Source organism: Streptomyces sp. NPDC029152 (genome assembly GCF_055564355.1).
The window spans coordinates 77,828-99,166 of the sequence record NZ_JBVHWR010000015.1; the positions used below are offsets into that span (position 1 = coordinate 77,828).

At 74.5% G+C, this 21,339-nt stretch carries 21 protein-coding genes, 1 tRNA gene, 1 pseudogene and 1 riboswitch; of the genes and pseudogenes, 6 read left to right on the plus strand and 17 right to left on the minus strand.

Going from position 1 to position 21,339, the window contains the following annotated elements; translation table 11 throughout:
* On the plus strand, positions 1-562 hold a 562-nt coding region (locus tag ACZ4V6_RS27690), incomplete at its 5' end, for a CHAT domain-containing protein (protein WP_467832646.1).
* Positions 563-570: 8 nt separating this feature from the next.
* Here ACZ4V6_RS27690 and ACZ4V6_RS27695 read toward each other — a convergent pair.
* Complete coding sequence (locus tag ACZ4V6_RS27695; RefSeq protein ID WP_467832840.1) at positions 571-2,418, minus strand: LuxR family transcriptional regulator AbsR2; 1,848 nt, start codon at positions 2,416-2,418, stop codon at positions 571-573.
* Between the two features lie 103 nt (positions 2,419-2,521).
* On the opposite strand from ACZ4V6_RS27695, the gene absR1 reads away from it, so the two are divergent.
* Complete coding sequence (absR1, locus tag ACZ4V6_RS27700) at positions 2,522-3,601, plus strand: beta-glucuronidase AbsR1 (protein ID WP_467832649.1); 1,080 nt, start codon at positions 2,522-2,524, stop codon at positions 3,599-3,601.
* 169 nt (positions 3,602-3,770) lie between these two features.
* Here absR1 and ACZ4V6_RS27705 read toward each other — a convergent pair whose 3' ends face one another.
* From ACZ4V6_RS27705 to ACZ4V6_RS27755, 11 genes are all read right to left on the minus strand, one after another.
* A complete protein-coding gene (locus ACZ4V6_RS27705) occupies positions 3,771-5,147 on the minus strand; it encodes an NtaA/DmoA family FMN-dependent monooxygenase (protein ID WP_467832651.1) in 1,377 nt (458 codons plus the stop codon).
* 20 nt (positions 5,148-5,167) lie between these two features.
* The gene (locus ACZ4V6_RS27710) at positions 5,168-6,379 is read right to left on the minus strand and encodes an LLM class flavin-dependent oxidoreductase (RefSeq protein ID WP_467832654.1); all 1,212 of its coding nucleotides are present in this window, start codon (positions 6,377-6,379) and stop codon (positions 5,168-5,170) included.
* A 173-nt stretch (positions 6,380-6,552) separates the two neighbouring features.
* On the minus strand, positions 6,553-7,299 hold the full coding sequence (locus ACZ4V6_RS27715) for a GNAT family N-acetyltransferase (protein ID WP_467832657.1): 747 nt from the start codon (positions 7,297-7,299) through the stop codon (positions 6,553-6,555).
* A gap of 55 nt (positions 7,300-7,354) precedes the next feature.
* Complete coding sequence (locus ACZ4V6_RS27720) at positions 7,355-8,380, minus strand: ABC transporter substrate-binding protein (RefSeq protein ID WP_467832660.1); 1,026 nt, start codon at positions 8,378-8,380, stop codon at positions 7,355-7,357.
* A gap of 50 nt (positions 8,381-8,430) precedes the next feature.
* Positions 8,431-9,219: an amino acid ABC transporter ATP-binding protein gene (locus ACZ4V6_RS27725; RefSeq protein ID WP_467832662.1), complete on the minus strand. Its 789-nt coding sequence runs from the start codon at positions 9,217-9,219 to the stop codon at positions 8,431-8,433.
* Complete coding sequence (locus ACZ4V6_RS27730) at positions 9,216-10,196, minus strand: amino acid ABC transporter permease (RefSeq protein WP_467832665.1); 981 nt, start codon at positions 10,194-10,196, stop codon at positions 9,216-9,218. The genes ACZ4V6_RS27725 and ACZ4V6_RS27730 overlap by 4 nt, the downstream gene beginning before the upstream one ends.
* Before the next feature lie 210 nt (positions 10,197-10,406).
* Complete coding sequence (locus tag ACZ4V6_RS27735) at positions 10,407-10,556, minus strand: hypothetical protein (protein WP_467832667.1); 150 nt, start codon at positions 10,554-10,556, stop codon at positions 10,407-10,409.
* A gap of 31 nt (positions 10,557-10,587) precedes the next feature.
* A riboswitch (SAM riboswitch) is annotated at positions 10,588-10,697 on the minus strand.
* A gap of 53 nt (positions 10,698-10,750) precedes the next feature.
* Entirely contained in the window at positions 10,751-11,410 is a 660-nt protein-coding gene (locus ACZ4V6_RS27740) for a glutathione S-transferase C-terminal domain-containing protein (protein ID WP_467832669.1), read from the minus strand.
* Between the two features lie 90 nt (positions 11,411-11,500).
* On the minus strand, positions 11,501-11,623 hold the full coding sequence (locus ACZ4V6_RS27745; RefSeq protein WP_467832672.1) for a putative leader peptide: 123 nt from the start codon (positions 11,621-11,623) through the stop codon (positions 11,501-11,503).
* Positions 11,624-11,731: 108 nt separating this feature from the next.
* Complete coding sequence (locus ACZ4V6_RS27750; RefSeq protein WP_467832673.1) at positions 11,732-12,394, minus strand: histidine phosphatase family protein; 663 nt, start codon at positions 12,392-12,394, stop codon at positions 11,732-11,734.
* Between the two features lie 446 nt (positions 12,395-12,840).
* Positions 12,841-12,914, minus strand: a tRNA-Pro gene (locus tag ACZ4V6_RS27755).
* 192 nt (positions 12,915-13,106) lie between these two features.
* Between ACZ4V6_RS27755 and ACZ4V6_RS27760 the strand changes: the two genes are divergently transcribed.
* Positions 13,107-14,066 carry a bile acid:sodium symporter family protein gene (locus ACZ4V6_RS27760; RefSeq protein ID WP_467832674.1) on the plus strand — a complete coding sequence of 320 codons (960 nt, stop codon included), beginning with the start codon at positions 13,107-13,109 and terminating at the stop codon, positions 14,064-14,066.
* Between the two features lie 73 nt (positions 14,067-14,139).
* Here ACZ4V6_RS27760 and ACZ4V6_RS27765 read toward each other — a convergent pair.
* A pseudogene (locus ACZ4V6_RS27765) lies at positions 14,140-14,223 on the minus strand (GNAT family N-acetyltransferase); the annotation flags it as partial.
* Positions 14,224-14,359: 136 nt separating this feature from the next.
* Between ACZ4V6_RS27765 and ACZ4V6_RS27770 the strand changes: the two are divergent.
* The gene (locus ACZ4V6_RS27770) at positions 14,360-14,707 is read left to right on the plus strand and encodes a cupin domain-containing protein (protein WP_467832677.1); all 348 of its coding nucleotides are present in this window, start codon (positions 14,360-14,362) and stop codon (positions 14,705-14,707) included.
* A gap of 536 nt (positions 14,708-15,243) precedes the next feature.
* Here the strand turns inward: ACZ4V6_RS27770 and ACZ4V6_RS27775 are convergent.
* Genes ACZ4V6_RS27775 through ACZ4V6_RS27790 form a run of 4 tightly spaced genes read right to left on the minus strand, consistent with a single transcriptional unit; the run spans position 15,244 to position 19,210 of the window.
* The gene (locus tag ACZ4V6_RS27775) at positions 15,244-16,146 is read right to left on the minus strand and encodes a sugar phosphate isomerase/epimerase family protein (protein ID WP_467832680.1); all 903 of its coding nucleotides are present in this window, start codon (positions 16,144-16,146) and stop codon (positions 15,244-15,246) included.
* A 1-nt stretch (position 16,147) separates the two neighbouring features.
* Positions 16,148-17,104, minus strand: a complete 957-nt coding sequence (locus ACZ4V6_RS27780) for an ATP-binding cassette domain-containing protein (protein WP_467832682.1) — start codon at positions 17,102-17,104, stop codon at positions 16,148-16,150.
* A 7-nt stretch (positions 17,105-17,111) separates the two neighbouring features.
* Complete coding sequence (locus ACZ4V6_RS27785) at positions 17,112-18,188, minus strand: ABC transporter permease (RefSeq protein ID WP_467832685.1); 1,077 nt, start codon at positions 18,186-18,188, stop codon at positions 17,112-17,114.
* Positions 18,188-19,210 carry a sugar ABC transporter substrate-binding protein gene (locus ACZ4V6_RS27790; protein WP_467832686.1) on the minus strand — a complete coding sequence of 341 codons (1,023 nt, stop codon included), beginning with the start codon at positions 19,208-19,210 and terminating at the stop codon, positions 18,188-18,190. Before ACZ4V6_RS27790 ends, ACZ4V6_RS27785 begins: the two co-directional genes overlap by 1 nt.
* A gap of 229 nt (positions 19,211-19,439) precedes the next feature.
* Here ACZ4V6_RS27790 and iolC point away from each other — a divergent pair, with 229 nt between their 5' ends.
* Entirely contained in the window at positions 19,440-20,402 is a 963-nt protein-coding gene (gene iolC / locus ACZ4V6_RS27795; RefSeq protein ID WP_467832689.1) for a 5-dehydro-2-deoxygluconokinase, read from the plus strand.
* 13 nt (positions 20,403-20,415) lie between these two features.
* Positions 20,416-21,303 (plus strand): Cgl0159 family (beta/alpha)8-fold protein, encoded by an 888-nt coding sequence (locus tag ACZ4V6_RS27800; protein ID WP_467832691.1) that lies wholly within the window; start codon positions 20,416-20,418, stop codon positions 21,301-21,303.
* Positions 21,304-21,339: the final 36 nt, after the last annotated feature.

Here is a 21,339-nt window from a genome sequence, read left to right on the forward strand (position 1 = left end):
GGCGGACGAGGAGCCGCGGTCGCCGGCCGCCGGGCCGGGCGGCGAGCCCGGCGGTGGGCGCGGGGAGCCGGACGGGGACCGGTACGGGCCTCCGGTCGTGCTGGAGGGGGACGCGGCGCGGGTGCCGCGGGTGCTGCGGGAGCTGGACGGGGCCGCGCTGGCGCACATCGCCGCGCACGGCACGTTCCGTGCGGACAGCCCGCTGTTCTCGTCGCTGCGGATGGCCGACGGTCCGCTCATCGTGCACGACCTGGAGCGGCTGGACCGCAGCCCGTACCGGATCATCCTGTCCTGCTGCGACACCGCCCGGTTCGCGTCCGTCGGCGCGGACGAGCTGCTCGGACTGGTCACCGCGCTGCTGCCGCTGGGCACGGCCGGCGTGGTGGCGTGCAGCGCGCCGGTCAACGACGCCGCGGTGGTGCCGCTGATGCTCGCGCTGCACAAGGGCCTGGACGCCGGACTGTCCCTGGCGGAGTCGCTGCGCGACGCGCGGGCCGCGCTGCCGGGCGACGCGGTGCACCAGGCCACGGGGTGGGCGTTCTCGGCGTTCGGCGCCGCCTGACACGGGGGTCAGGCGGGCTGGGCCGCGGGCAGGTCCACCAGCCAGGGGAGGGCGCCGCGGTCCCCGGCGCCGAGGCGGGTGTAGGCGCCGTAGAGGTGGTTGCCGACGGTGCGGACGGAGAGGGTGAGTCTCTCGGCGATCTGCCGGTTGCTCAGCCCCGCGGCGGCGAGCGTGACGATCTGCCGTTGCCGGGCGGTGAGTTCGCCGAGCACCAGACCGGACAGGGCCGGGGTGCGGGCGCCCTCGCACCGCCGGGCGAGGGCGACGGCGCGGGTGCGGGCGGTGCGGGCGGCCCGCGGGTCGCGGTGGGCGCGTACCGCCTGGGCGTGCGCCTCGGCCGCGAAGAGCAGGAAGCCGCGCCGCTCCAGTTCCCCGGCCACCCGGTCCAGTGCGGGCCCGTCGCCGCGGGCGAGGGCGTCGGCGTGGGCGGCGAAGACGCCGGTCAGCCGGCCGGCGGCGCGCTCGGGGGCGCCGAGCCGGACGGCGTCGTAGGGATCGCCGTCCGGGGCCGCCCGGACGGCCCCGTCGAGGTCGCCGCGCGCGGCGGCCGTCCACGCGGCCGCGCCGCCGCCCGACGCGGGAGGGGCGGGGCGGTCGTGCCCGTCGCCCCGTGCGGCCCGCGCCTCGCCCGTCGCGGGTACCTCACCCGACTGGGCCGCCGCCAGGGCGAGTTCGGTCAGGCAGCCGGGGTCGCCGGTGTCCTGACGCAGGCCTTCGCGGGCCCACGCCGCCGCCTCCCGCAGGCGGCCGCGCAGCCGCGCGAACCGGGCGCGGACGGCCGCGTCGCCGGCCGGCACCGGCGTCCCCTCCGCCACCAGCCACTCCCCCACGGGCGCCGGAAGGGCCCGTACGTCGGCCCGTTCGATCCGCCGGTTCAGCGCGTCCGTCTCCGCCGCCAGGGCGGGGCCGCACCGGTCCGGGGTGCGGGCCAGCCGCCGGGCCCGCAGCCGGCCGGCCGCGGCGCGCAGCACGGGTCCGTGCAGGGGGTGGGCGAGGCGGGCGGCGCCGTCGTCGTCGACGCGGACCAGGCCCTCGGTCTCCAGGCGCTCCAGGGCCCGCAGGTCGAGGGCGTCCGGGTCGAGGGGCAGGGGTTCGGCGAAGGCGAGGCGGTCGAGCGTCTCGCGTTCCTCGGGGCGGGCGCGGCCGAGGAGGCGGGCGGCGCGTTCCCGCACGGCCGGGGTGAGGGGCACCGGGCCGCGCCAGGCCCGTTCGTCCGTGCCCGGGACCGGGGTGAGCAGCCCGTGTTCCCGCACGGCGGTGAGCAGTTCGCGCAGCAGCCGCAGGTCGCCCCGGCACAGGCGGTGCAGCCGGTCCACGGTGAGCGGCTCCAGGGGGGTGCCCGCGCCCGCCGTGAGCAGGTCCGCGGTCTCCTGGCGGGGCAGCGGTTCCAGGGTGAGCCGGGGCAGCAGCTCGCCGGTCCACAGCCGGGACACCGCGCCCGGCACCGGGGCGCCCTCGGTGGCGACGGCCAGGAGGCGGGTGCGGCCCTGCACGGCGAGCTGGTGCACGAGCGCGGCGGAGGCGTCGTCGAGCAGGTGCGCGTCGTCGACCACCAGCAGGCGCACCCCGGACAGGAGGCGCACGGCGCGGTGCAGGGTGACGGTCTCGGGCAGCAGGTGGGCGAAGGCGGCGAAGGGGATGCCGCGGGTCCCGGGCGTACCTGCCGCGCGGGCGCAGTCCGTGCCGCGGACGGCCTCCGTCACGAGCCGGGTCTTCCCGCAGCCCGCCGGTCCCGTCACCACGATGCCTGCCCGCCCGGCGGCCAGGGAGCGGCGCACCAGCTCCAGTTCGTCGGCGCGGCCGGTGAACGGCCAGGGCAGCTCCAGCGTCTTCGCGTCCCGCGCGGGCGTCGTCACAGTCGTCACGGCAACAGGAGTCCGCCTGCTCACTCCTGATACAGGGCGACTTGAGTAGCCCTCGACTCAGGCGCCCGGGCGGGGCGGACGGCAGGCTGGGGCCATGACCGCTCGCTACTGCTCGCTCGCGCGGCAGCCCGCCCCCGCGTATCCGCCGGGGCTGGCCGCCGAGCGGTGCGCCGCGCTCGCCGGCGGTCAGCGGATGTGGGTCAACGGCACGGTGCTGCACTACTGCTTCCTCGGCGGTGACACCGACACCTCGGTCGTCCCCCTGCGGGGCACGGGCCGGCCGCGGCGGGGGGCGTGGGCCGGTACGGAGGAGCAGCGGGCCGTGGTGCGCGACTGCTTCCAGGAGTGGCAGGACCTCGGGATCGGGCTCGTCCTCACCGAGGTCGGTGACCGTTCGGAGGCCGAACTGCGCATCGGCTTCCGGCCCGGCGACGGCTCCTGGTCGGCGGTGGGCCGCGACGCGCTGCGGACCGGCCTGAACGACCGCACCATGAACTTCGGCTGGGACCTGACCGCGCCCGGGGAGCGCGCGACGGCCCTGCACCAGATCGGGCACGCGCTCGGCATGCTGCACGAGCACCAGAGCCCGTACGCGGGCATCCTCTGGGACGACGAGGCCGTCTACGCCGAGCTGGCGGGGCCGCCGAACCACTGGAGCCGGGAGCGGACGTTCCACAACATCCTGCGCAAGCTGGACTCGGACGAGGTCAACGGTCCGGTCTGGGACCCGCAGTCGATCATGGAGTACCCCTTCCCGTCGGGGCTGATACTGGAGCCGGAGCACTACCGTGCGGGCCTGTATCCGCCCGGCACCCTCTCCGCCGCCGACAAGGAGTTCGCGCTGCGCTGGTACCCGCCCCTCGGCCGGCCGGGGCCGCTGGTGCCGTTCCGTTCGGTGCCGCTCGGCCTCGGGCCGGGTGAGCAGGCCGACTTCCGCCTCGACCCGCCGGAGACCCGCGAGTACACCGTCGGCACGTTCGGCGACAGCGACGCCGTCGCCGTGGTCTTCGAGGAGCGCGGCGGGGAGCCCCGCTTCCTCGCCGGCCACGACGACGGGGGGACGCCCCGCAACGCCACGATCAGGGCCCGTCTCGTCAAGGGCCGCCGCTATGTCGTCCGGGTGCGCCTGTACTCCTCGTGGGGTGCGGGCGAGACGGCGGTCATGTGCTGGTGACCGCACGGCTCCACCGCACCCGGCCGCGGCCGGCCACGGTCCGGCGCCGGGGGACGGCCGGGGACGTCGCCCTCGGGGGAGGCGACGTCCCCGGCCCGTGCCGTGTCCGCCGCGCGGGGGGCGGACACGGCACGACGGCCTCGGACCGGACGGGTGACGGCGGGCGGCTTCACGACGCCGCCCGTTCGTCGGCGCGCACCGCGTCGGGGTGGGCGAGGCCGAGGTGGTCGCGCAGGGTGGTGCCCTCGTAGTCGGCGCGGAAGACGCCCTGTTCCTGGAGCAGCGGGACGACCTCGTCCGCGAACTCGTCGAGGCCGGCCGGGGTGATGTGCGGGACGAGGATGAAGCCGTCGGCGGCGTCGGCCTGCACGAACTCGTTGATGGTGCGGGCCACGGTGGCCGGGGAGCCGACGAAGGTCTGGCGGTTGCCGGTGTGGATGACGAGGTCGCGGATGGACCAGTCGTTGGCCGCCGCCAGTTCGCGCCACTCCCGGGCGGTGGCCAGCGGGTCCCGGTACATCCGCACCTGGGCCCGGCCGCGCGCGATGTGTTCCCCGGTCACGTCCGGGTCGATGTCGGGCAGCGGGCCCTCGGGGTCGTAGCCGGACAGGTCGCGGTTCCAGACGAACTCCAGGTGCTTGAGGGCGGTGGTCCCGCTGACCTGCTGCCGGCGGACCTCGCGCGCCCGTTCCTCGGCCTCCTCGTCGGTGTCGCCGAGGACGAAGGTCGCGGCGGGCAGGATCAGCAGGTCCTCGGGGCGGCGGCCGTACTTGGCGAGACGGCTCTTGACGTCCCGGTGGAATGCCTGGCCCTCCTTCAGGGTGGCGTACCGGCTGAAGATCGCGTCCGCGTCCGCGGCGGCGAACTCGCGGCCCTCCTCGGAGTCCCCGGCCTGGAAGATCACCGGGCGGCCCTGCGGGGAGCGCGGTACGTCGAAGCGGCCGTGGATGTCGAAGTGCTGCCCCCGGTGGACGAAGGCACCGGCCCTGGCGTCGCTGAGGAAGGTGCCGGTGGCCGGGTCGGCGACGACCTCGTCGCCGCGCCAGGAGTCGAAGAGTTCGTTCGCCGTGGCCAGGAACTCGCGGGCGCGGGAGTAGCGCTCCTCCTGCGGCAGGAAGCCGCCGCGGCGGAAGTTCTCGCCGGTGAAGGCGTCCCAGGAGGTGACGACGTTCCACGCGGAGCGTCCGCCGGAGAGGTGGTCGAGGCTCGCGAACTGCCGGGCGACCTCGTAGGGCTCGTTGAAGGTGGAGTTGATGGTGCCGGTCAGGCCGAGCCGGTCGGTGACGGCGGCGAGCGCGGCGAGGACGGTGAAGGTGTCGGGGCGGCCGACGACGTCCAGGTCGTAGATGCGCCCGCCCTGTTCGCGCAGGCGCAGGCCCTCGGCGAGGAACAGGAAGTCGAACTTGGCGCGCTCGGCGGTCCGCGCGAAGTGCGCGAAGGAGCTGAACTCGATGTGGCTGCCGGCCCGGGGGTCGCTCCACACGGTGGTGTTGTTGACGCCGGGGAAGTGCGCGGCCAGGTGGATCTGCTTCAGCGGCTTGGTCATGGTGGTCGTGTCCTCCCGGCTCAGGCGGTGGCGGTGGCGGCGTAGCGGTTGGCGGGGCGGGCGAGGCCGAGCAGTCCGCGCAGGGTGTCCGCCTCGTAGGCGTCGCGGAAGAGTCCGCGGCGCCGCAGCTCGGGGACCAGGCGGCGGGTGATCGCCGGCAGGTCGTGCCCGAGGACGGCGGGGCGCAGGCGGAAGCCGGTCAGCCCGGCGGCCGCGAACTCCTCCAACAGATCGGCGAGTTGTACGGGGGTGCCGGTGAAGACGCGGGCGTCGCTCGTGTACGGCGCTCCGGCGAGCTCGTCCAGGCGGTCCTTGCGGGCGGCGGCCTCGGCGGGGCGGTCGTCCAGGAAGACCACCAGGTCGGCGAAGACGTGCAGCGGCTCGGCGGCGCGTCCGGCCGCCGCCTGTTCGGCGCGGATCTCGGCGATGACCGCCCGCGCCTGGTCGCTGTCGTGCGGGGTGACGTAGCCGACGTCGGCCTGCCGGGCGACGAGCCGGTACGGCACGGTCCAGTGGGCGAGGGCGGTGACCAGGGGCTGGCCCTGCGGGGGCCGGGGGGTGATGGAGGGGCCCTTGACGCTGAAGCGCGGGCCCCGGAAGTCGATGGGGTGCAGCTTGTCCCGGTCGATGAAGCGGCCGGTGGCCACGTCCCGGATCTCCGCGTCGTCCTCCCAGCTGTCCCACAGCCGGCGGACCACCTCGACGTGGTCGGCGGCCTCGTCGAACAGCTCGGTCACCGGCTCGCGCGCGGCCGGGCTCTCGTAGCCGTCGATGCGCGGGACGGTGCGGCGGCCGAAGTGGGCGGCCTCGTCGGGGCGGGCGGAGATCTTCACGCGCAGACCGGCGCGGCCGGTGCTGACGTAGTCGAGCGTGGCGATGGCCTTGGAGATGTGGAACGGCTCGGTGTGGGTGGCGATCACGGTCGGCACCAGCCCGATGTGCCGGGTCAGGGGCGCCACGCGGGACGCGATCAGGACGGCGTCGAGCCGGCCGCGGACCTGGTCGGTGCGCTCGTCCGGGCCGAGGAGGCGGGAGGACTGCTGGGCGAGGCCGTCCTCGAGGGTGACGAAGTCGAGCAGGCCGCCTTCCGCCTCGGTCACGAGGTCGGCCCAGTAGGCGGCGGTGAACAGCTCCGTGGGCCGGGCGGCCGGCTCGCGCCAGGAGGCGGGGTGCCAGCCGGTGCCGTCCAGGGCCACGGCGAGGTGCAGGGGGGCGGGAGGAGTGGTGGACACGGGTGTGCCTTCCTGGTCGTCGTAGGAGGACGCCGCCCTCGCCGGGCGGGGCGGGCGGCCGGGCAGCGGATCAGGGGGGACGGGACGCGTCGCCCGGGCGCCGCGGGGCGCGTGGGGCCGGGCGCGGAGGCCGGCGGGGCGCGTGGTGCCCGCCCCGGCCGCGCCCCCGCCCGTCACCGCGCCCTGGGCGCGGCGGCCGTGGCGGGCGTGATGACGTCGCGGAACGCGGTGGAGCGGCGCAGGCTGAAACCGAGGGACTCGTACAGCCCGATGGCACGGGTGTTGCTCGCGGCGGCGTGCAGGAACGGTGTGTCGCCGCGCTCGCGGACGCCCGCGGCGACGGCGCGGACCAGGCGGGTGGCGAGGCCCCGGCCGCGGTGGTCCGGGTCGGTGCAGACGGCGCTGATCTCGGTCCAGCCGGGCAGCCGGAGGCGTTCGCCGGCCAGGGCGATCAGCCGGCCCCGGTGCCGGATGCCGAGGTAGGTGCCGAGGAGCACGGTGCGGGGCAGGAAGGGGCCGGGCCTGGTGCGGGCGACCAGGTCCAGGATCTCGGGAACGTCGGCGGGTCCGAGCCGTGCGGCCTCGGGATCGGGTTCGGCGCGCAGGGCGGTGTCGACGAGCTGGACGCCGGGCACGCCGCCGGAGGTCCGCCAGCCCTCGGGGACGGCGGACGCGCCGGGCACCGCGACCGCCGTGCCGGGACCGACGAGACGGTGCAGGTCGGCCCAGGCGGCCGGGTCGGCGGGGTCCTCCAGGGCGGCGAAGACGGCCATGTCCGAGGGGTAGCGGGCCGCCTTGCCGTGGCGTTCGGCGAGGGGGGCGTGCGGGCCGGTCAGGGCTGCCCAGACGGCGTTGTCGAGGGGGTGCGGTGCGGGGACGGCCGGGGCCGCGTCGACGCGGAGGCCGGTCGGCTGGGTCACGGGATCGGGGTCCTTTCCGACGGACGGGACAGGGCGCGCGGTTGCCGACGCGCCGTCAGGAGTTGTCGAGCGGGAGTCCGGGCGGGTTGACCTCGGAGGACCCGACGGCCTCGCTGGAGAGGTTCCAGGCGGCCAGCCACTTCGCGTACTGGCCGTTCTCGATCAGGTGGTCGATGGCGTCCGCGATCGGCCGGGCGAGCCCGCTGTCCTTCTTGGTGGTGGCCGCGATCAGCCCTTGGAGGGAGGCGCCGGCGCCCGAGTAGGTGCCCGCGCTGCGCGTGGCGTTGGGCGACTTCGCGGTCCGGGTGACGTGGTAGGCGACGCCCGGGTTGGCGGCGAGGTAGGCGTCGATCTTCCCGCCGGCCAGCGCCAGGTAGGTGCTGCTCTTGCTCGCGTAGTGCTTGACGGTGAGCCGCTTGCCCTCCTGCTCCAGCTTCGCCTGCCACTCCAGGAGGATCTTCTCCTGGTTGGTGCCGTTGTCGACGGCGACGGTCTTCCCGGCGAGGTTGCGGTAGTCGCCGTCGAAGTTCCAGGTGCTGTTCTTCGGCACCTCGAAGCCGACGTCGTCCTTGCGGTAGGAGGCGAAGTCGTACTTGCGCTTGCGTTCCTCGGTGTCGGTGATGTTGGCGAAGGCGACGTCGGTGCGGCCGCTGTCGATGCCGACGAACATGTTCTCCCAGGTGGAGTTCTTCAGTTCGGGCTCCAGTCCCAGCACGGCGGCGACCAGCCGGGCCAGGTCGGGTTCGGCGCCGGTGAGGGACTTCTGGTCCTCGCCGACGTACGCCAGCGGCGGGAAGCCCTCGGGCAGGGCGCCGACGCCGACGACGAGTTTTCCGCTCCTGCGGACCGAAGCGGGGACGCGGGAGCTGATCGACTCCACTTCCGAGACCTTCAGCGCGGTCTCCTTCGCGGCGCCGTTGGACAGCCGGCCCACCGTCACCGTGCCCTCGGCGTCGGTCGTGGTGGCGGCGTCGCTGTCCCCGCCGCAGGCCGCGAGCCCGGTGGCGAGGGCGGCCGCGGCGGTGGCCGCCGTGATGCCGCGGAGCAGACCGCGTCGGGAGAGGGAGGGGTGGTGGCGCATGGCTGTCCTTGTCGCTGGGAGGAATGGGGTGGTGTGCAACGGGCGGGACGTCAGAGGACCTTGGCGAGGAAGTCCCGGGTGCGTTCGTGCCGCGGGTGGTCCAGCACCTGGGAGGGCGGGCCCTGTTCGACGATCCGGCCGTCGTCCATGAAGACGACGCGGTCGGCGACCTCGCGGGCGAAGCCGATCTCATGGGTGACGACGACGAGGGTGGTGCCGCTGCTCGCCAGGTCCTCGATGACGGCGAGGACCTCGCCGACCAGCTCGGGGTCGAGGGCCGAGGTCGGCTCGTCGAAGAGGATGATGCCGGGCCGCAGGGCGAGGGCACGGGCGATGGCGACGCGCTGCTGCTGACCGCCGGACAACTGGCGGGGGTAGGCGCCGGTCCGGTCGCCGAGACCGACGCGGGTGAGCAGGTCGCGGGCCAGTTGCCGGGCCTCGTCGCGGGGGAGCTTTCCGGTGGCGACGGGCGCGGCGGCGACGTTGTCGAGGACGGTCAGGTGCGGGAAGAGGTTGAAGTTCTGGAAGACGAAGCCGATCCGGCCCCGCCGGCGCAGGACGGCCCGCTCGCCGAGTTCCCTCAGCCGGGTGCCGTGGCGCCGTACGCCGACCGGCTCGCCGCCGACGCTGACGTGGCCGGCGTCGGGCTTCTCCAGGTGGTTGACGACCCGCAGCAGCGTCGACTTGCCGGAGCCGGACGGGCCGAGGACGACGGTGACCTCGCCGGGCCGTACCGTCAGGTCGATGCCGTCGAGCACGTGGTGGGTCCCGTACCACTTGTGGACGCCGTGCACCTCGAGGGCGGCCGGGACGATGCCGGTGGTGGTGGGGGTGGTCATACGGCGGCCTCCCGGCGCAGCCGGGCCCGGACCCCGGTGAGGCCGGCGCGCGCCTTCTGCAGGGGCGTCGGCGGCAGGGTGCGGGTCGCGCCCCGGGCGAAGTACCGCTCGACGTAGAACTGGACGACGGACACGGCGCTGGTGAGGACCAGGTACCAGACGGTGGCGACCAGCAGCAGCGGCACGATGTCGCCGGGATAGGTGCTGCCCATGGTCTGCACCGAGCCGAACAGGTCGAGCAGGGACACGTAGAACACCAGGGACGTGCCCTTGATCAGGCCGATGAGCTGGTTGACGTAGTTGGGGGTGATGGACCGCAGGGCCTGCGGCAGGACGATCCGGCGGAACTGGTAGCCCTTGGGCAGGCCGAGGGCCGCGGCCGCCTCGTGCTGGCCCTGGTCGACGGAGAGGATGCCGCCGCGGACCACCTCGGAGGCGTACGCCGCCTCGTTGAGGCCGAGGCCGACGACGGCGACGGCCAGGTCGGTGGCGAGCCGGGACTCGTCGAAGGTCACGAAGGCCGGTCCGAAGGGGACGCCCAGGCTCAACGTCCGGTACAGGGCGGAGAAGTTGTAGAGGAAGATCAGGACGACGATCAGCGGGACGGACCGGAACAGCCACGTGTAGGTCCAGCTCACCGCACGCAGGACCGGGCTGCCGGAGAGCCGGGCGAGGGCGAGCAGGACGCCGCCCAGCAGGCCGAGCACGGCGCTGAGCGCGGCCACTTCGAGGGTGACGAGGAGACCGTCGAGGACGGTGGGGCGCAGGAACCAGTAACGGAAGCGGTCCCACTGGTAGAAGGGGTTGGTGGCCAGGCCGTGGACGATCTGGGCGACGACGACCAGGACGGCGGCGGTCGCGATCCAGCGGCCGGGCCGGCGCAGCGGCAGCACCCGCTGGGCGGTGGGCGGCCGGGGACTGTCGGTGGCGGGCGGTGCCTCGGCGAGGGACACGGCGGCGCCCGGGGGTTCGCTCATGGGAGGACTCCGGTGGATTCGGACGCCCCGGGGTCGTGCGGACGGCAGCGGGCCGCTACGGCGCGGTGGCGCGGCGGGAGCCGCTCCGCGGCGCGAGGCGGCGCACGGGGGAAGGCACGGGACCGGGGCGGGGCGGACAACGGCACACCGCACGGGCGGTGTTCGTCGTGGCCGGGCGACCGCTGCGGGGGCTGGGGTCCGGGAAGGAGGTCAGCCCCGGCGGCGGCCGCGGCCGCGGTCGGTACACAGTGCGCTGCTGACGCGGAGCAGATCGACGGTCCGGTCGGCGACGAGCGGGCTCGGGTACGGGCGTACGGCGCCCTGGGGGCGGCGGTGGGCCGTCCTGGGAGCTGCGTACATGTCCGTCACCGTCACTCTTCCGGCCCCGTGGGCCTCGCGCTTACCGAAGTGTCATCCGGTCCGGTCGTCACCTGGGGCACCCCACCGCGGAGCGAGGGTTGCCGGTCAGCCAGCCAGGGCTTGTCGCTGACGCTCATGACCGTTCTTGGTCCGTAAGTAAGGCAGTTGACCGTGCTCGTGTCAACGCCGTTCCGTCAGGCGGGACGGCCCCCGAGGTGGCGCGCGAAGGCCGGGTGGGCGCTCAGGCGCCGCACGTGGGACCACAGGGCGGGGTGGCGGTCCGTGCGGTGCGCGGGGTCGAGCCGGGTCAGGGCCACCCAGACCTCGACGTCGGCCGCGGTCAGCCGCTCCCCCAGGACGTGGGGGCGGGCGGCCAGCCGTTCCTCCAGCAGGTCCAGCACCGCCGGGTCGGCCGCCCGGGCGCAGAGCAGCTCGACGGCCTCGATCGCCGCGTCCTCGCCGCACGGGTACAGCTCGGGGCCGGCGGAGGCGAAGTGCCGGGCGAGGTCGCGCATGATGTCGGGCGCGTGGGTGCTCACGATCCGGCCCGACCAGTCGTCGCTGAGCACCGGCGCGACGGCCGGGCCCCGGTAGTGGTGCGCGCTCGCCTCGTACAGCGGACGCAGCGCGGGGTGGCCGCCGTCGGCACAGTCGGCGCCCGGGTCGAGGAGGGTCACCGGGCACACCTCGTCGAGCCCGAGGAGGCTGTGGACGACGGCGATGCGCAGACAGTCGTCGTGGCCGGGCGACAGGTGGAGGCGGTAGCGGCGCGGCACGGCGTAGTGGCCGCTGCGGGGGTCGCGGCCGATGCGTCCCCGGAAGGCGGGGGCGGGGGCGAGGGGCGTGACGGACATGGTTCTCCTCGGGTGCGGGGGCGTCAGGACACGCGCGGCGGAGGCAGCGGCGGGCGGGCCGCGGGCGGGCACGGCCGGGCTCGGATCGGCTCAGTCCTGCGGGCCGATGGCGCTGCAGACGCGGAGGAGGTCGATGTGACGGCGGGAGGTGAGCAGGGGGGACGGGTCCGGCGCACGGCTCGCGTCGGCGGTCACCGGCTCGCTGCTCCCCATGTTTCCCTACCTGTTCACTAGGATTACCAGGGAAGTGTCGGCCGGTGTCCCGGGGACGTCAAGGGGGCGTCCACGCTGTGGTCAGGACGCCCCCGGAGCGAGGGGCGGTCAGGGCCGGGGAGCGGCTTCGCCGGCCGGCCCGCCGCCCCCGGGGAAGTCGCCCTCCGGGCCGAGCGGGCGCCCCTCCCAGGTGAGGGCCCGCCAGCCACGGCCGGGTGCGCCGGTGAGCACGACGACTCCGGTGTTGCCCAGCGGGTGGCCCGCGGCGTACGCCACGTCGACGTTGTCCGCCCGGGCGGCCACCCACGCACGGATCATCGCGCCGTGGCTGACCATGGCCACCGTCCCCGTCCCGGTCCCCGCCGCCTCGTCGACGACGGCGTCGAAGCGGCCCAGGGCCTCCACGCCGTTCTCGCCGCCGGGCATCCTGCGGCCGGTGTCGCCCGCGGCCCAGGCGAACGCCGTGGAGAGGTAGACGGCGGCGGCGTCGTCGTCGCCCCGCATCTCCAGATCCCCGGCCGTCACCTCCCGGAGCCCGTCGCGGACCCGGACCTCCAGCCCCGTCCCGGCGGCCAGCGGCGCCGCGGTCAGCTGGGTCCGCACGAGCGTGGAGGCGTACAGGGCGCCGATCCGCTCCGTCGCCAGGGCCCGCGGCAGCGCGGCGGCCTGCTCCTGCCCCAGGGGCGTCAGCCCGGGGCCCGGCGCCGCGGTGTCCAGCAGGTGCTTGAGGTTGGACGGGGTCTGGCCATGGCGTACGAGCAGCAGACGCATACGGACGGTTACCTCCACGGGACGGGACAAGTCCTTCCACTGTGCCACCGCACCGGAAGGCACCGCCGGGCGCTCGGCCGGCGGAGGAGTCGGCGTGCCCTTGGCCCCGGGCCGGGGACGCCGGGCACGCGCCGTGGCGCGAGCCGGTGGACCCCCACGCGCGGGCGGACGCGCCGGTGCGCCGGCGGATGGCCGTCAGGCCGGAGCGGAACCTCGCGGTTCCGGCTGCGCGGCGGAGCGGGAGCGCGTGGCACGGCCGTGCGCCGAAGCCCGCTCCCGCAGTGTGCCCGGGGCAGCCGTCGAACTGTCCGAGCACTGGCACACCCTGATGTCCCGGGACGACCGTGCCGCCCGGCCGGGACGGCCCCTTGCGGCCGAAGCCCGGGAACGACCAGGGCCGGTTTCGGAATGCTCCGAAACCGGCCCTGATCCACGACTCGTCCGCGTCGGGACGACAGGATTTGAACCTGCGACCCCTTGACCCCCAGTCAAGTGCGCTACCAAGCTGCGCCACGTCCCGCGGTGCGTCGCACGGACCGCGCGAGCGGTTTCCGTGTGATCACGCAGGTCAACCCTACCCCATCCGCCGAGCGGGGCGGAGTCGCCGGCCGTCCCCCTCGGAAGCGGCCGGCGACGGCGGCACGAGCCGTCCCGATGATCACATCGCGAGACGGCGTTGCGTCACGCCTGCCGCCGGGCGTTACCTCGCACGGTGCGTACCGAACGACCCGAACACCCCGGCGGCGACACCACCGGCGACCGCTCCGCGCGCCGCGCCGTCACCGTCTTCCCGCTCCTCGTCCTCGCGGCCGGCGCGCTCGGCCTCCTGCTCCCGGGGAGTTTCACCGGGTGGGGCGAGGCGGTGCCGTACCTGCTGGGCGTGGTGATGTTCTGCATGGGCGTCACCATGACCCCTCAGGACTTCCGCGGGGTCGTCGGACGTCCCTGGGCGGTGGTCCTCGGGCTGGTCGCGCACTACGTCGTCATGCCTGGGCTCGGCTGGGCGATCGCCCACCTGCTCCACCTCTCGCCGCAGCTCGCGGCCGGCGTGATCCTGGTCGGCTGCGCGCCCAGCGGCACGGCCTCCAACGTGGTGACCTACCTGGCCCGGGGCGACGTCGCCCTGTCGGTCTCCGTCGCCACCGTCTCCACGCTCGTCGCCCCGCTGGTCACCCCGCCGCTGACACTGCTGCTGGCCGGTGAGTACCTCCCGGTCGACGCCGGTTCCATGGTGACGGACATCCTCAAGACGGTGCTGCTGCCGATCCTCGCGGGCGTCGTCGTACGGCTCGTGGCGGGGCGGTACGTGCGGCGGGCGCTGCCCGCGCTGCCGTGGCTGTCCGCGCTGACGATCTCCGTGATCGTCGCCGTGGTCGTCGCGGGCAGCGCCGACGCCATCAGGTCGGCGGCCGGGATCGTGTTCCTCGCCGTCGTGCTGCACAACGGCCTCGGACTGGCGCTCGGTTACGGCGCGGGGCGCCTCGGCCGGCTCGGCGAACCGGCGAGCCGTGCCATGGCCTTCGAGGTCGGCATGCAGAACTCCGGTCTCGCGGCCTCGCTGGCCACCGCCCACTTCAGCCCGTTGGCGGCGCTGCCGGCCGCGGTCTTCTCCGTCTGGCACAACGTCTCCGGCTCCCTGACCGCCGCCTGGCTGTCCCGCCGGGGGCGGTGACCCGCGGTCGGCCGAGCGGGGTTCCCCGACGCGCCCCCGGTCGGCGCACGACGGACGCCGACCGGGTCCGGACCGGCTCGCGCACCATGTGGACGTCCACAGCGTCCTCGGTCTCGACGGTGAACCCATGCCGCTCGCGCAGCCGTCGGGCCGCGCTGTCGCCGACAGGCCGCGCGCAGGGCCGCCTGTCGCACGGAGTCCGCGGAAAGCGCGACGAAGTGTCCGTACGCGCCTTCGGATACGGCACACCCTGTCGCCCCCGCGGCCCCCTCCGCCCCGGCTAGCGTCACCGCATGACCCACAGTTTCGTTGTCCACGTCCCCGACGCCGAGCTCGAACCCGAGCCCCTCTCCCCCGAGCAGATCGTGTCCGGCTCCCCCGAGGTCACCGGCAAGGTGGTCTGGGAGTCGGCGGACGGCCGCCGGGCGCGCGGCATCTGGCAGATCACCCCCGGGGTCGTCACCGACACCGAGGCGGACGAGTTCTTCGTCGTGCTCAGCGGCTCCGCCACCATCGAGGTGGAGGGCGGACCCACGCTGACGGTCGGACCGGGCGACCTGGCCGTCCTGCGCGAGGGCGACCGGACGACGTGGACGGTGCACGAGACGCTGCGCAAGGCGTACGCGGTCGACCTCGGGTAGGCCTGCCGGACGGCACGCCTCGGCCCGGGTCGTCCCCGAGGTCCCCGGGTGACGGTGTGCGCGGCGCGACCCGTTCGCCCACCGGTCGGGCAGGCTCGTGACCGGGACCGGGACGAGCCGGCCCCGCACGGCCGCGGGGCCGGTCGTCAGGGCGAGCGGGACGCTCAGCGAGAACACCGCCACCGAGGCCGCGATGTCCAGGCCGCACAGCGGGAACCCCTCCTCGGGGACCGCCTCGCCGCGCGGCCGCGGAGTCCGGCCCACGGGGCACGGAGAAGTCGAGGACGAGCAGGGCGGGGGCGAGCGCGAAGACGCCGTCGGCCAGGGCCACCACCCGCTCGGAACCGCCGGCCGGAGTCGATTTCCCCGTGCCCCGACGGCAGGAGCGGCGTCGCACGGGGCCGCGCCGTGCGCCCGGGGCGACGCCGTACGTCACACGCCCGCGGTGCCGGGGGCGGGACGGAAGGACGCCGGTGCCTCGCACGCCGGCGCGTGGCACCGGCGACGGCCCGCCGGGCGGGAGGGGGCCCGGGCCGTCAGGCTCCGCAGGAGCGCAGGAACCTGCGGGTGCGGACCGCGACGGGCAGCGGATCGTCCGGCTCGCAGGGGTACATGTCCTGCTCGACGATGGCGAACAGGTCCACGCCGAGCCGCTGGGCCGCCGTGAGCACCGGTCCCAGCTCGGGGACGCCGGACGGCGGTTCGCACATCACCCCGCGCTGGACGGCCGGCCCGAACGGCAGGCCGTTCGCGCGCACGTCGGCGAGGATCTCCGGGTCGACCTGCTTGAGGTGGAGGTAGCCGATGCGCTCGCCGTAGGTCTCGATCAGTTCGACGCTGTCGCCGCCGCAGTAGGCGTAGTGGCCGGTGTCCAGGCAGAGGCCGACCAGGCCGGAGTCGGTGGAGTCGAGGAAGCGCTCGACGTGCTCCTCGGTGTCGATGTGGGTGTCGGCGTGCGGGTGGACGACGACCTCCAGGCCGTAGGTCTCCCTGACCTCGTGGCCGAGGCGTTCCATGCCCCGGGTCAGGTGCGTCCACTGCTCGCGGGTGAGCTCCGGCGGCTCGAGGATCTCGGCGGTCCTGTCGTCGCGCCAGAAGGACGGGATGACGACGAGGTGCGTCGCGTCCACGGCCCGGGCGAGGGCGGCGACGCGGCCGGCCTGCTCCCAGGTGGCGTCCCACTCGGAGGGGCCGCGGTGCAGGCCGCAGAAGACGGTGCCCGCGGAGACCCTGAGGCCGCGCCGGGCCACCTCGTCGGCGAGCCGGGCCGGGTCGGTGGGCAGGTAGCCGTAGGGTCCCAGCTCGATCCACTCGTAGCCGGCCTCGGCGACCTCGTCCAGGAAGCGTTCCCAGGGCACCTGCCGCGGGTCGTCGGGGAACCAGACGCCCCAGGAGTCGGGGGCCGAGCCGACGCGGATGCGGTCCAGGGCAGGGGGCATGTCAGGTCTTCCCTTCGGCGGTGCCGGACGCGGGGGGCGTGGGCGCGGCGGCCCGGGACGGGGCGGCGCCGGGTGCGGGGACCTCCGGCTCCTGTCCCGGGAGCGCCGCCGCGCCGGTCCCGCCGGCCTGCGCCAGTTCGTGCTCGAGCGCGGCGAGTTCGGCGCCGCCGGCCATGTGGTGGGTGAGTTCCTCGACGGTGATGCCGGCGCGGGCGGCGCTGAGTTCGAGGGTGCCCAGGCGCAGCACGCTGAAGTGGTCGCCGACCAGGTGGGCGTGGTGGGGGTTGTGGGTGACGAGGATGACACCGAGACCGCGTTCGCGGGCGGCGGCGATGTACTTGAGGACCACGCCGGACTGCTTGACGCCCAGGGCGGCGGTGGGCTCGTCGAGGATGAGGACGCGGGCGCCGAAGTGGACGGCGCGGGCGATGGCGACGCACTGGCGCTGGCCGCCGGAGAGGGTGCCGACGGGCTGTTCCAGGTCGTCCAGGACGATGCCCATCGCGCGCAGTTCCTCGTCCGCGGTCCTCTTCATGCGGGCGATGTCGAGACGGCGGACGGGCCAGGGGCCCCTGGTCAGCTCGGAGCCGAGGAAGAAGTTCCGCCACACCGGCATCAGCGGCACGGTGGCGAGGTCCTGGTAGACGGCGGCGATGCCCCGGGCGAGGGCGTCGCGGGGGGAGGTGAGGCGCACCGGTTCGCCGTCGACGAGGAGGTCGCCCTCGGTGTGCTGGTGCAGTCCGGAGATGATCTTGATGAGGGTGGACTTGCCGGCGCCGTTGTCGCCGAGCACGCAGGTCACCCGGCCGGGGTGAACGGTGAGGTCGACTCCGTGCAGGGCGCGGACGGTGCCGTAGGACTTGCCGGCGCCGCGCAGTTCGACGAGCGGCCGGCCGGTGTCCTCGGGGGTGGTGCCCGCGGGGGCGGCGCCGGGGGTGCCGGTGGTCTTGCCGGTCATTTTCCGATCACCTCCGGGTCGCCGCGCGGCGGACCCACAGATTGACGAGGACGGCACCGAGCAGCATCACGCCGAGGAACGCCTTGAACCAGTCGGGGTTCCATCCGGCGTACACGATGCCCTGGTTCACCATGCCGAACATGAAGGCGCCGAAGACCGGGCCGACGGCCGAGCCGTGGCCGCCGGTGAGCAGGCAGCCGCCGATGACGGCCGCGGCGATGTAGATCAGCTCCTGGCCGACGCCCTCGCCGGACTGCACGGTGTTGAAGGAGAACAGCTGGTGCATGCCGGTGAACCAGGCCCCGAGGCCGACCAGCATGAACAGCGTGATCTTGGTGAAGGTGACGGGGACGCCGACCGCGCGGGCGGACTCCTTGTCGCCGCCCACCGCGAAGACCCAGTTGCCGTACTTGGTGCGCAGCAGCACCCAGGTGGCCAGCGCGGCGAAGACCAGCCACCACACGACGGTGATCTTCACCTGGACGCCGCCGACGCCGAAGGACGAGGCGAAGAGCGCCTCGGCCTGGCCGAAGCCGTCCATGTCGCTGATGTCGTCGGTGGCGACGTTGCCGGTGACCAGCTTGGTGACGGCGAGGTTGACGCCCTGGAGGATCAGGAAGGTGCCGAGGGTGACGAGGAAGCTCGGCAGTCCGGTCCTGACGAGCACCCAGCCGTTGAACGCGCCGACGCCGAGGGAGACCAGGAGGGCGACGATCACGCCCGTCCAGACGTTCATGGTCAGCTGGTAGCTGAGCATGCTCGCGGTGAGCGCCGAGGTGACCACGGCGACACCGGCGGACAGGTCGAACTCGCCGCCGATCATCAGCAGGGCGACCGGCAGCGCCATGATGCCGATGGTGGACGACTGGTAGAGGACCGTCGCCATGGAGCTGCCGTCGCGGACCGGGGGCGCGGCGATCAGGAAGAAGACGTACACCGCGACGGCGCCGAGGAGGACCCCGACCTCGGGCCGGGCGAGCAGCCGCAGCGCGAGCGGGCGCCGCCGGCTCCGCCCGTCGCCCGGTCCGGGACCGGGAGCCGGCGGTGCGGTCACCGCCGGCCCGGCCTGTGGGGCGGCGCTCATCACCGGGTGCCCTTCGATGCGAACTCGGCGACGGACGTGACGTTGGACTTGTCGACGAAGGCCGGGCCGGTCAGCACCGGCTGCTCGCCGCCGCCGCTGTAGTTGCCGTTGTTCTCGTAGAGCCACAGGCCGTCGACCGCCAAGTAGCCCTGGAGGTAGGGCTGCTGGTCGACGGCGAACTCGACGGTGCCCTTCTCGATGGCGCCGGTGAGTTCCTTGTCGAGGTCGAAGGTGGCGACCTTCGCCCTGCCGCCGGTCTCCTCGACCGACTGCGTCGCGGTCATGGCGAAGGGGGCGCCCAGCGTGACGACGTGGTCGACGGCGCCGTCCTGCTTCAGCTTCGCGGTGATCGTCGACTTCACGGACGGCATGTCGGTGCCGTTGACGTAGAGGTTCTCGACCGCGCCCTCGAAGGTCTTCCGCACGCCGTCGCAGCGCTGGGTCAGACCGACGTTGCCCTGCTCGTGGATCACGCAGACGGCCTTCTTCGCGCCGACCTCGTTCAGCTTCTTGCCGAACGCCTCGCCCGCCACGCTCTCGTCCTGCCCGAAGAACTCCGTCAGGCCGAGCTCCTTCCAGTCGGCGAGGCCGGAGTTGAGGCCGACGACGGGTATGCCGGCCCGCTTCGCCCCGGCCAGGACGGCGCGCAGGGCGTCCGGCTTGGCGAGGGTGACCGCGATGCCGTCGACCTTCTGGTCGATCGCGTTCTGCACCAGGTTGGCCTGGTTGCCCGCGTTGGGGTCGGCGGAGTAGACGAGCTCGATGTTGTCCTTGGCGGCGGCGGCCTCGGCGCCCTTGCGGACGATGTCCCAGAAGGTGTCGCCGGGCGCCTGGTGGGTGACCAGGGCGACCGTCATGCGGGGGGTGTCCGCCTTGCCCGCAAAGGCGCCGGGGTTCCCCTCCTCGTCGGCCTTCTTGCCCCCGGAGCCGCTGGAGCAGCCGGCGAGGGCCAGCGCCGCCGCCGCGGCGAGGGCCACGGCCGGGACGGATCTGCGGGGGCGTGCGTGCGAAGAGCGGACCATCTTTCCTGCACCTCACTGTGCGACGGGAGCCGTGTGTCGGACCGGAGAAGAAGGGCTGTTGCGCTGGGACCGGATACAAGTCCTTGGGGGGCCCGCTGTCAATGTCTTGTCAAGACATCACTTCACAAGTTGGTCCGAATGTAAGTACAAAGTATTGACAAGGTCGTCTCGCCGCCCTACACCTGGGAGGCGGCAGGCCCCCTCCCGCCCAGCCCGAGGAGCGTCGCTCATGGCCGAGTCAGTCCGGCACTTCGATCTGATCACGATGGGCCGCATCGGGGTCGATCTCTACCCCCTCCAGACGGGTATACCCCTGGCGGAGGTCGAGACCTTCGGCAAGTTCCTCGGCGGTTCGGCCGCGAACGTGGCGGTCGCCGCCGCCCGCCTGGGCCGTGCCGCGGCCGTCATCACCCGCACGGGCGACGACCCGTTCGGCGGCTATCTGCGCCGGGCCCTGAAGGAGTTCGGAGTCGACGACCGCTGGGTCACCCCGGTCGCCGCGTACCCGACGCCCGTCACCTTCTGCGAGATCTTCCCGCCGGACGACTTCCCGCTGTACTTCTACCGCCGCCCCAAGGCCCCCGACCTGGAGATCCACCCGCAGGAGCTGGACCTCGACGCGATCCGCGCGGCCCGCGTCTTCTGGATCACCGGCACCGGGCTGAGCGAGGAACCGAGCCGTACGGCGACCCTGGGCGCCCTCGCCCACCGCGCCAAGGCCGGGACCACGGTCTTCGACCTGGACTGGCGGCCGATGTTCTGGGCCGACCCCGGCCGGGCCCGCCCGTACTACGCCGAGGCGCTGCGGCACGCGACCGTCGCCGTCGGCAACCTCGACGAGTGCGAGATCGCCACGGGCGTGCGCGAGCCGCGGGCGTGCGCCGAGGCGCTCCTGGCCGCGGGCGTGGAGCTGGCCGTCGTCAAGCAGGGCCCCGAGGGCGTGCTCGCCGTGCACCGCGACGGGCGGACGGCCGAGGTGCCCCCGGTGCCGGTCGAGGTGGTCAACGGCCTCGGCGCGGGCGACGCGTTCGGCGGTTCCCTCTGCCACGGCCTGCTGTCCGGCTGGGACCTGGAGCGCACCATGCGGTACGCCAACGCGGCCGGCGCCCTCGTCGCCTCCCGCCTGGCCTGTTCCTCCGCGATGCCCACCGGGGCGGAGATCGACGGCCTCCTCGCGCGAGCCACTCCCTGAACGGAGCGTTGCCTTGTCCCTCAGCATCCCCGACCTCACGGCGGTCAGGGCCCGGCACCCGCGGGCCATCGCCGAGGCGGCGGCCCGCCGGACGCGCCGTCCGCTGATCGGCGACTCCGGGCGCCTGCTGATCGTGGCCGCGGACCATCCGGCACGCGGCGCGCTCGGCGTCGGCGACCGGCGGCTCGCCATGGCCAACCGGGCCGGCCTGCTGGAGCGCCTGTGCACCGCGCTGTCGCGGCCCGGTGTCGACGGGGTGCTCGCCACCGCCGACGTGCTGGAGGACCTGCTGCTGCTCGGGGCGCTGGAGAACAAGGTCGTCATGGGCTCGATGAACCGCGGCGGCCTCGCGGGCGCCGCCTTCGAGATGGACGACCGCTTCACCGGGCACCGCGCCGAGGACCTCGCCCGCCTGCGCTTCGACGCGGGCAAGCTGCTGCTGCGCATCGACTACGACGACCCCGGCTCGCTGGCCACCCTGGAGACCGCGGCCCGCGCGGTCGACGCCATGGCGGCACGCGAACTCCCCGTCTTCGTCGAGCCGTTCGTCTCCCGCCGGATCGACGGCCGGGTCCGCAACGACCTGTCCGCCGAGGCCGTCACGCGCTCGGTCGCCATCGCCTCGGGCCTCGGCGGCACCTCCGCCTACACCTGGCTGAAACTGCCCGTCACCCACGACCCGGACGACATGGGCGAGGTCCTGGAGACCTCCACGCTGCCCGCGGTCCTGCTCGGCGGCGACGTGGGCGGCTCCCCCGCGGACCAGACCGCCGCCTACGAGCGCTGGCGCAAGGCGCTCAGGCTGCCCACCGTGCAGGGCATGGTCGTCGGGCGCTCGCTGCTCTACCCCGCCGAGGGCACGGTGGAACAGGCGGTCGACACCGCCGTCGGGCTGTTGTGACCCGGGCAGCCGTGTCACAGGGGCTGTGGCACGGGA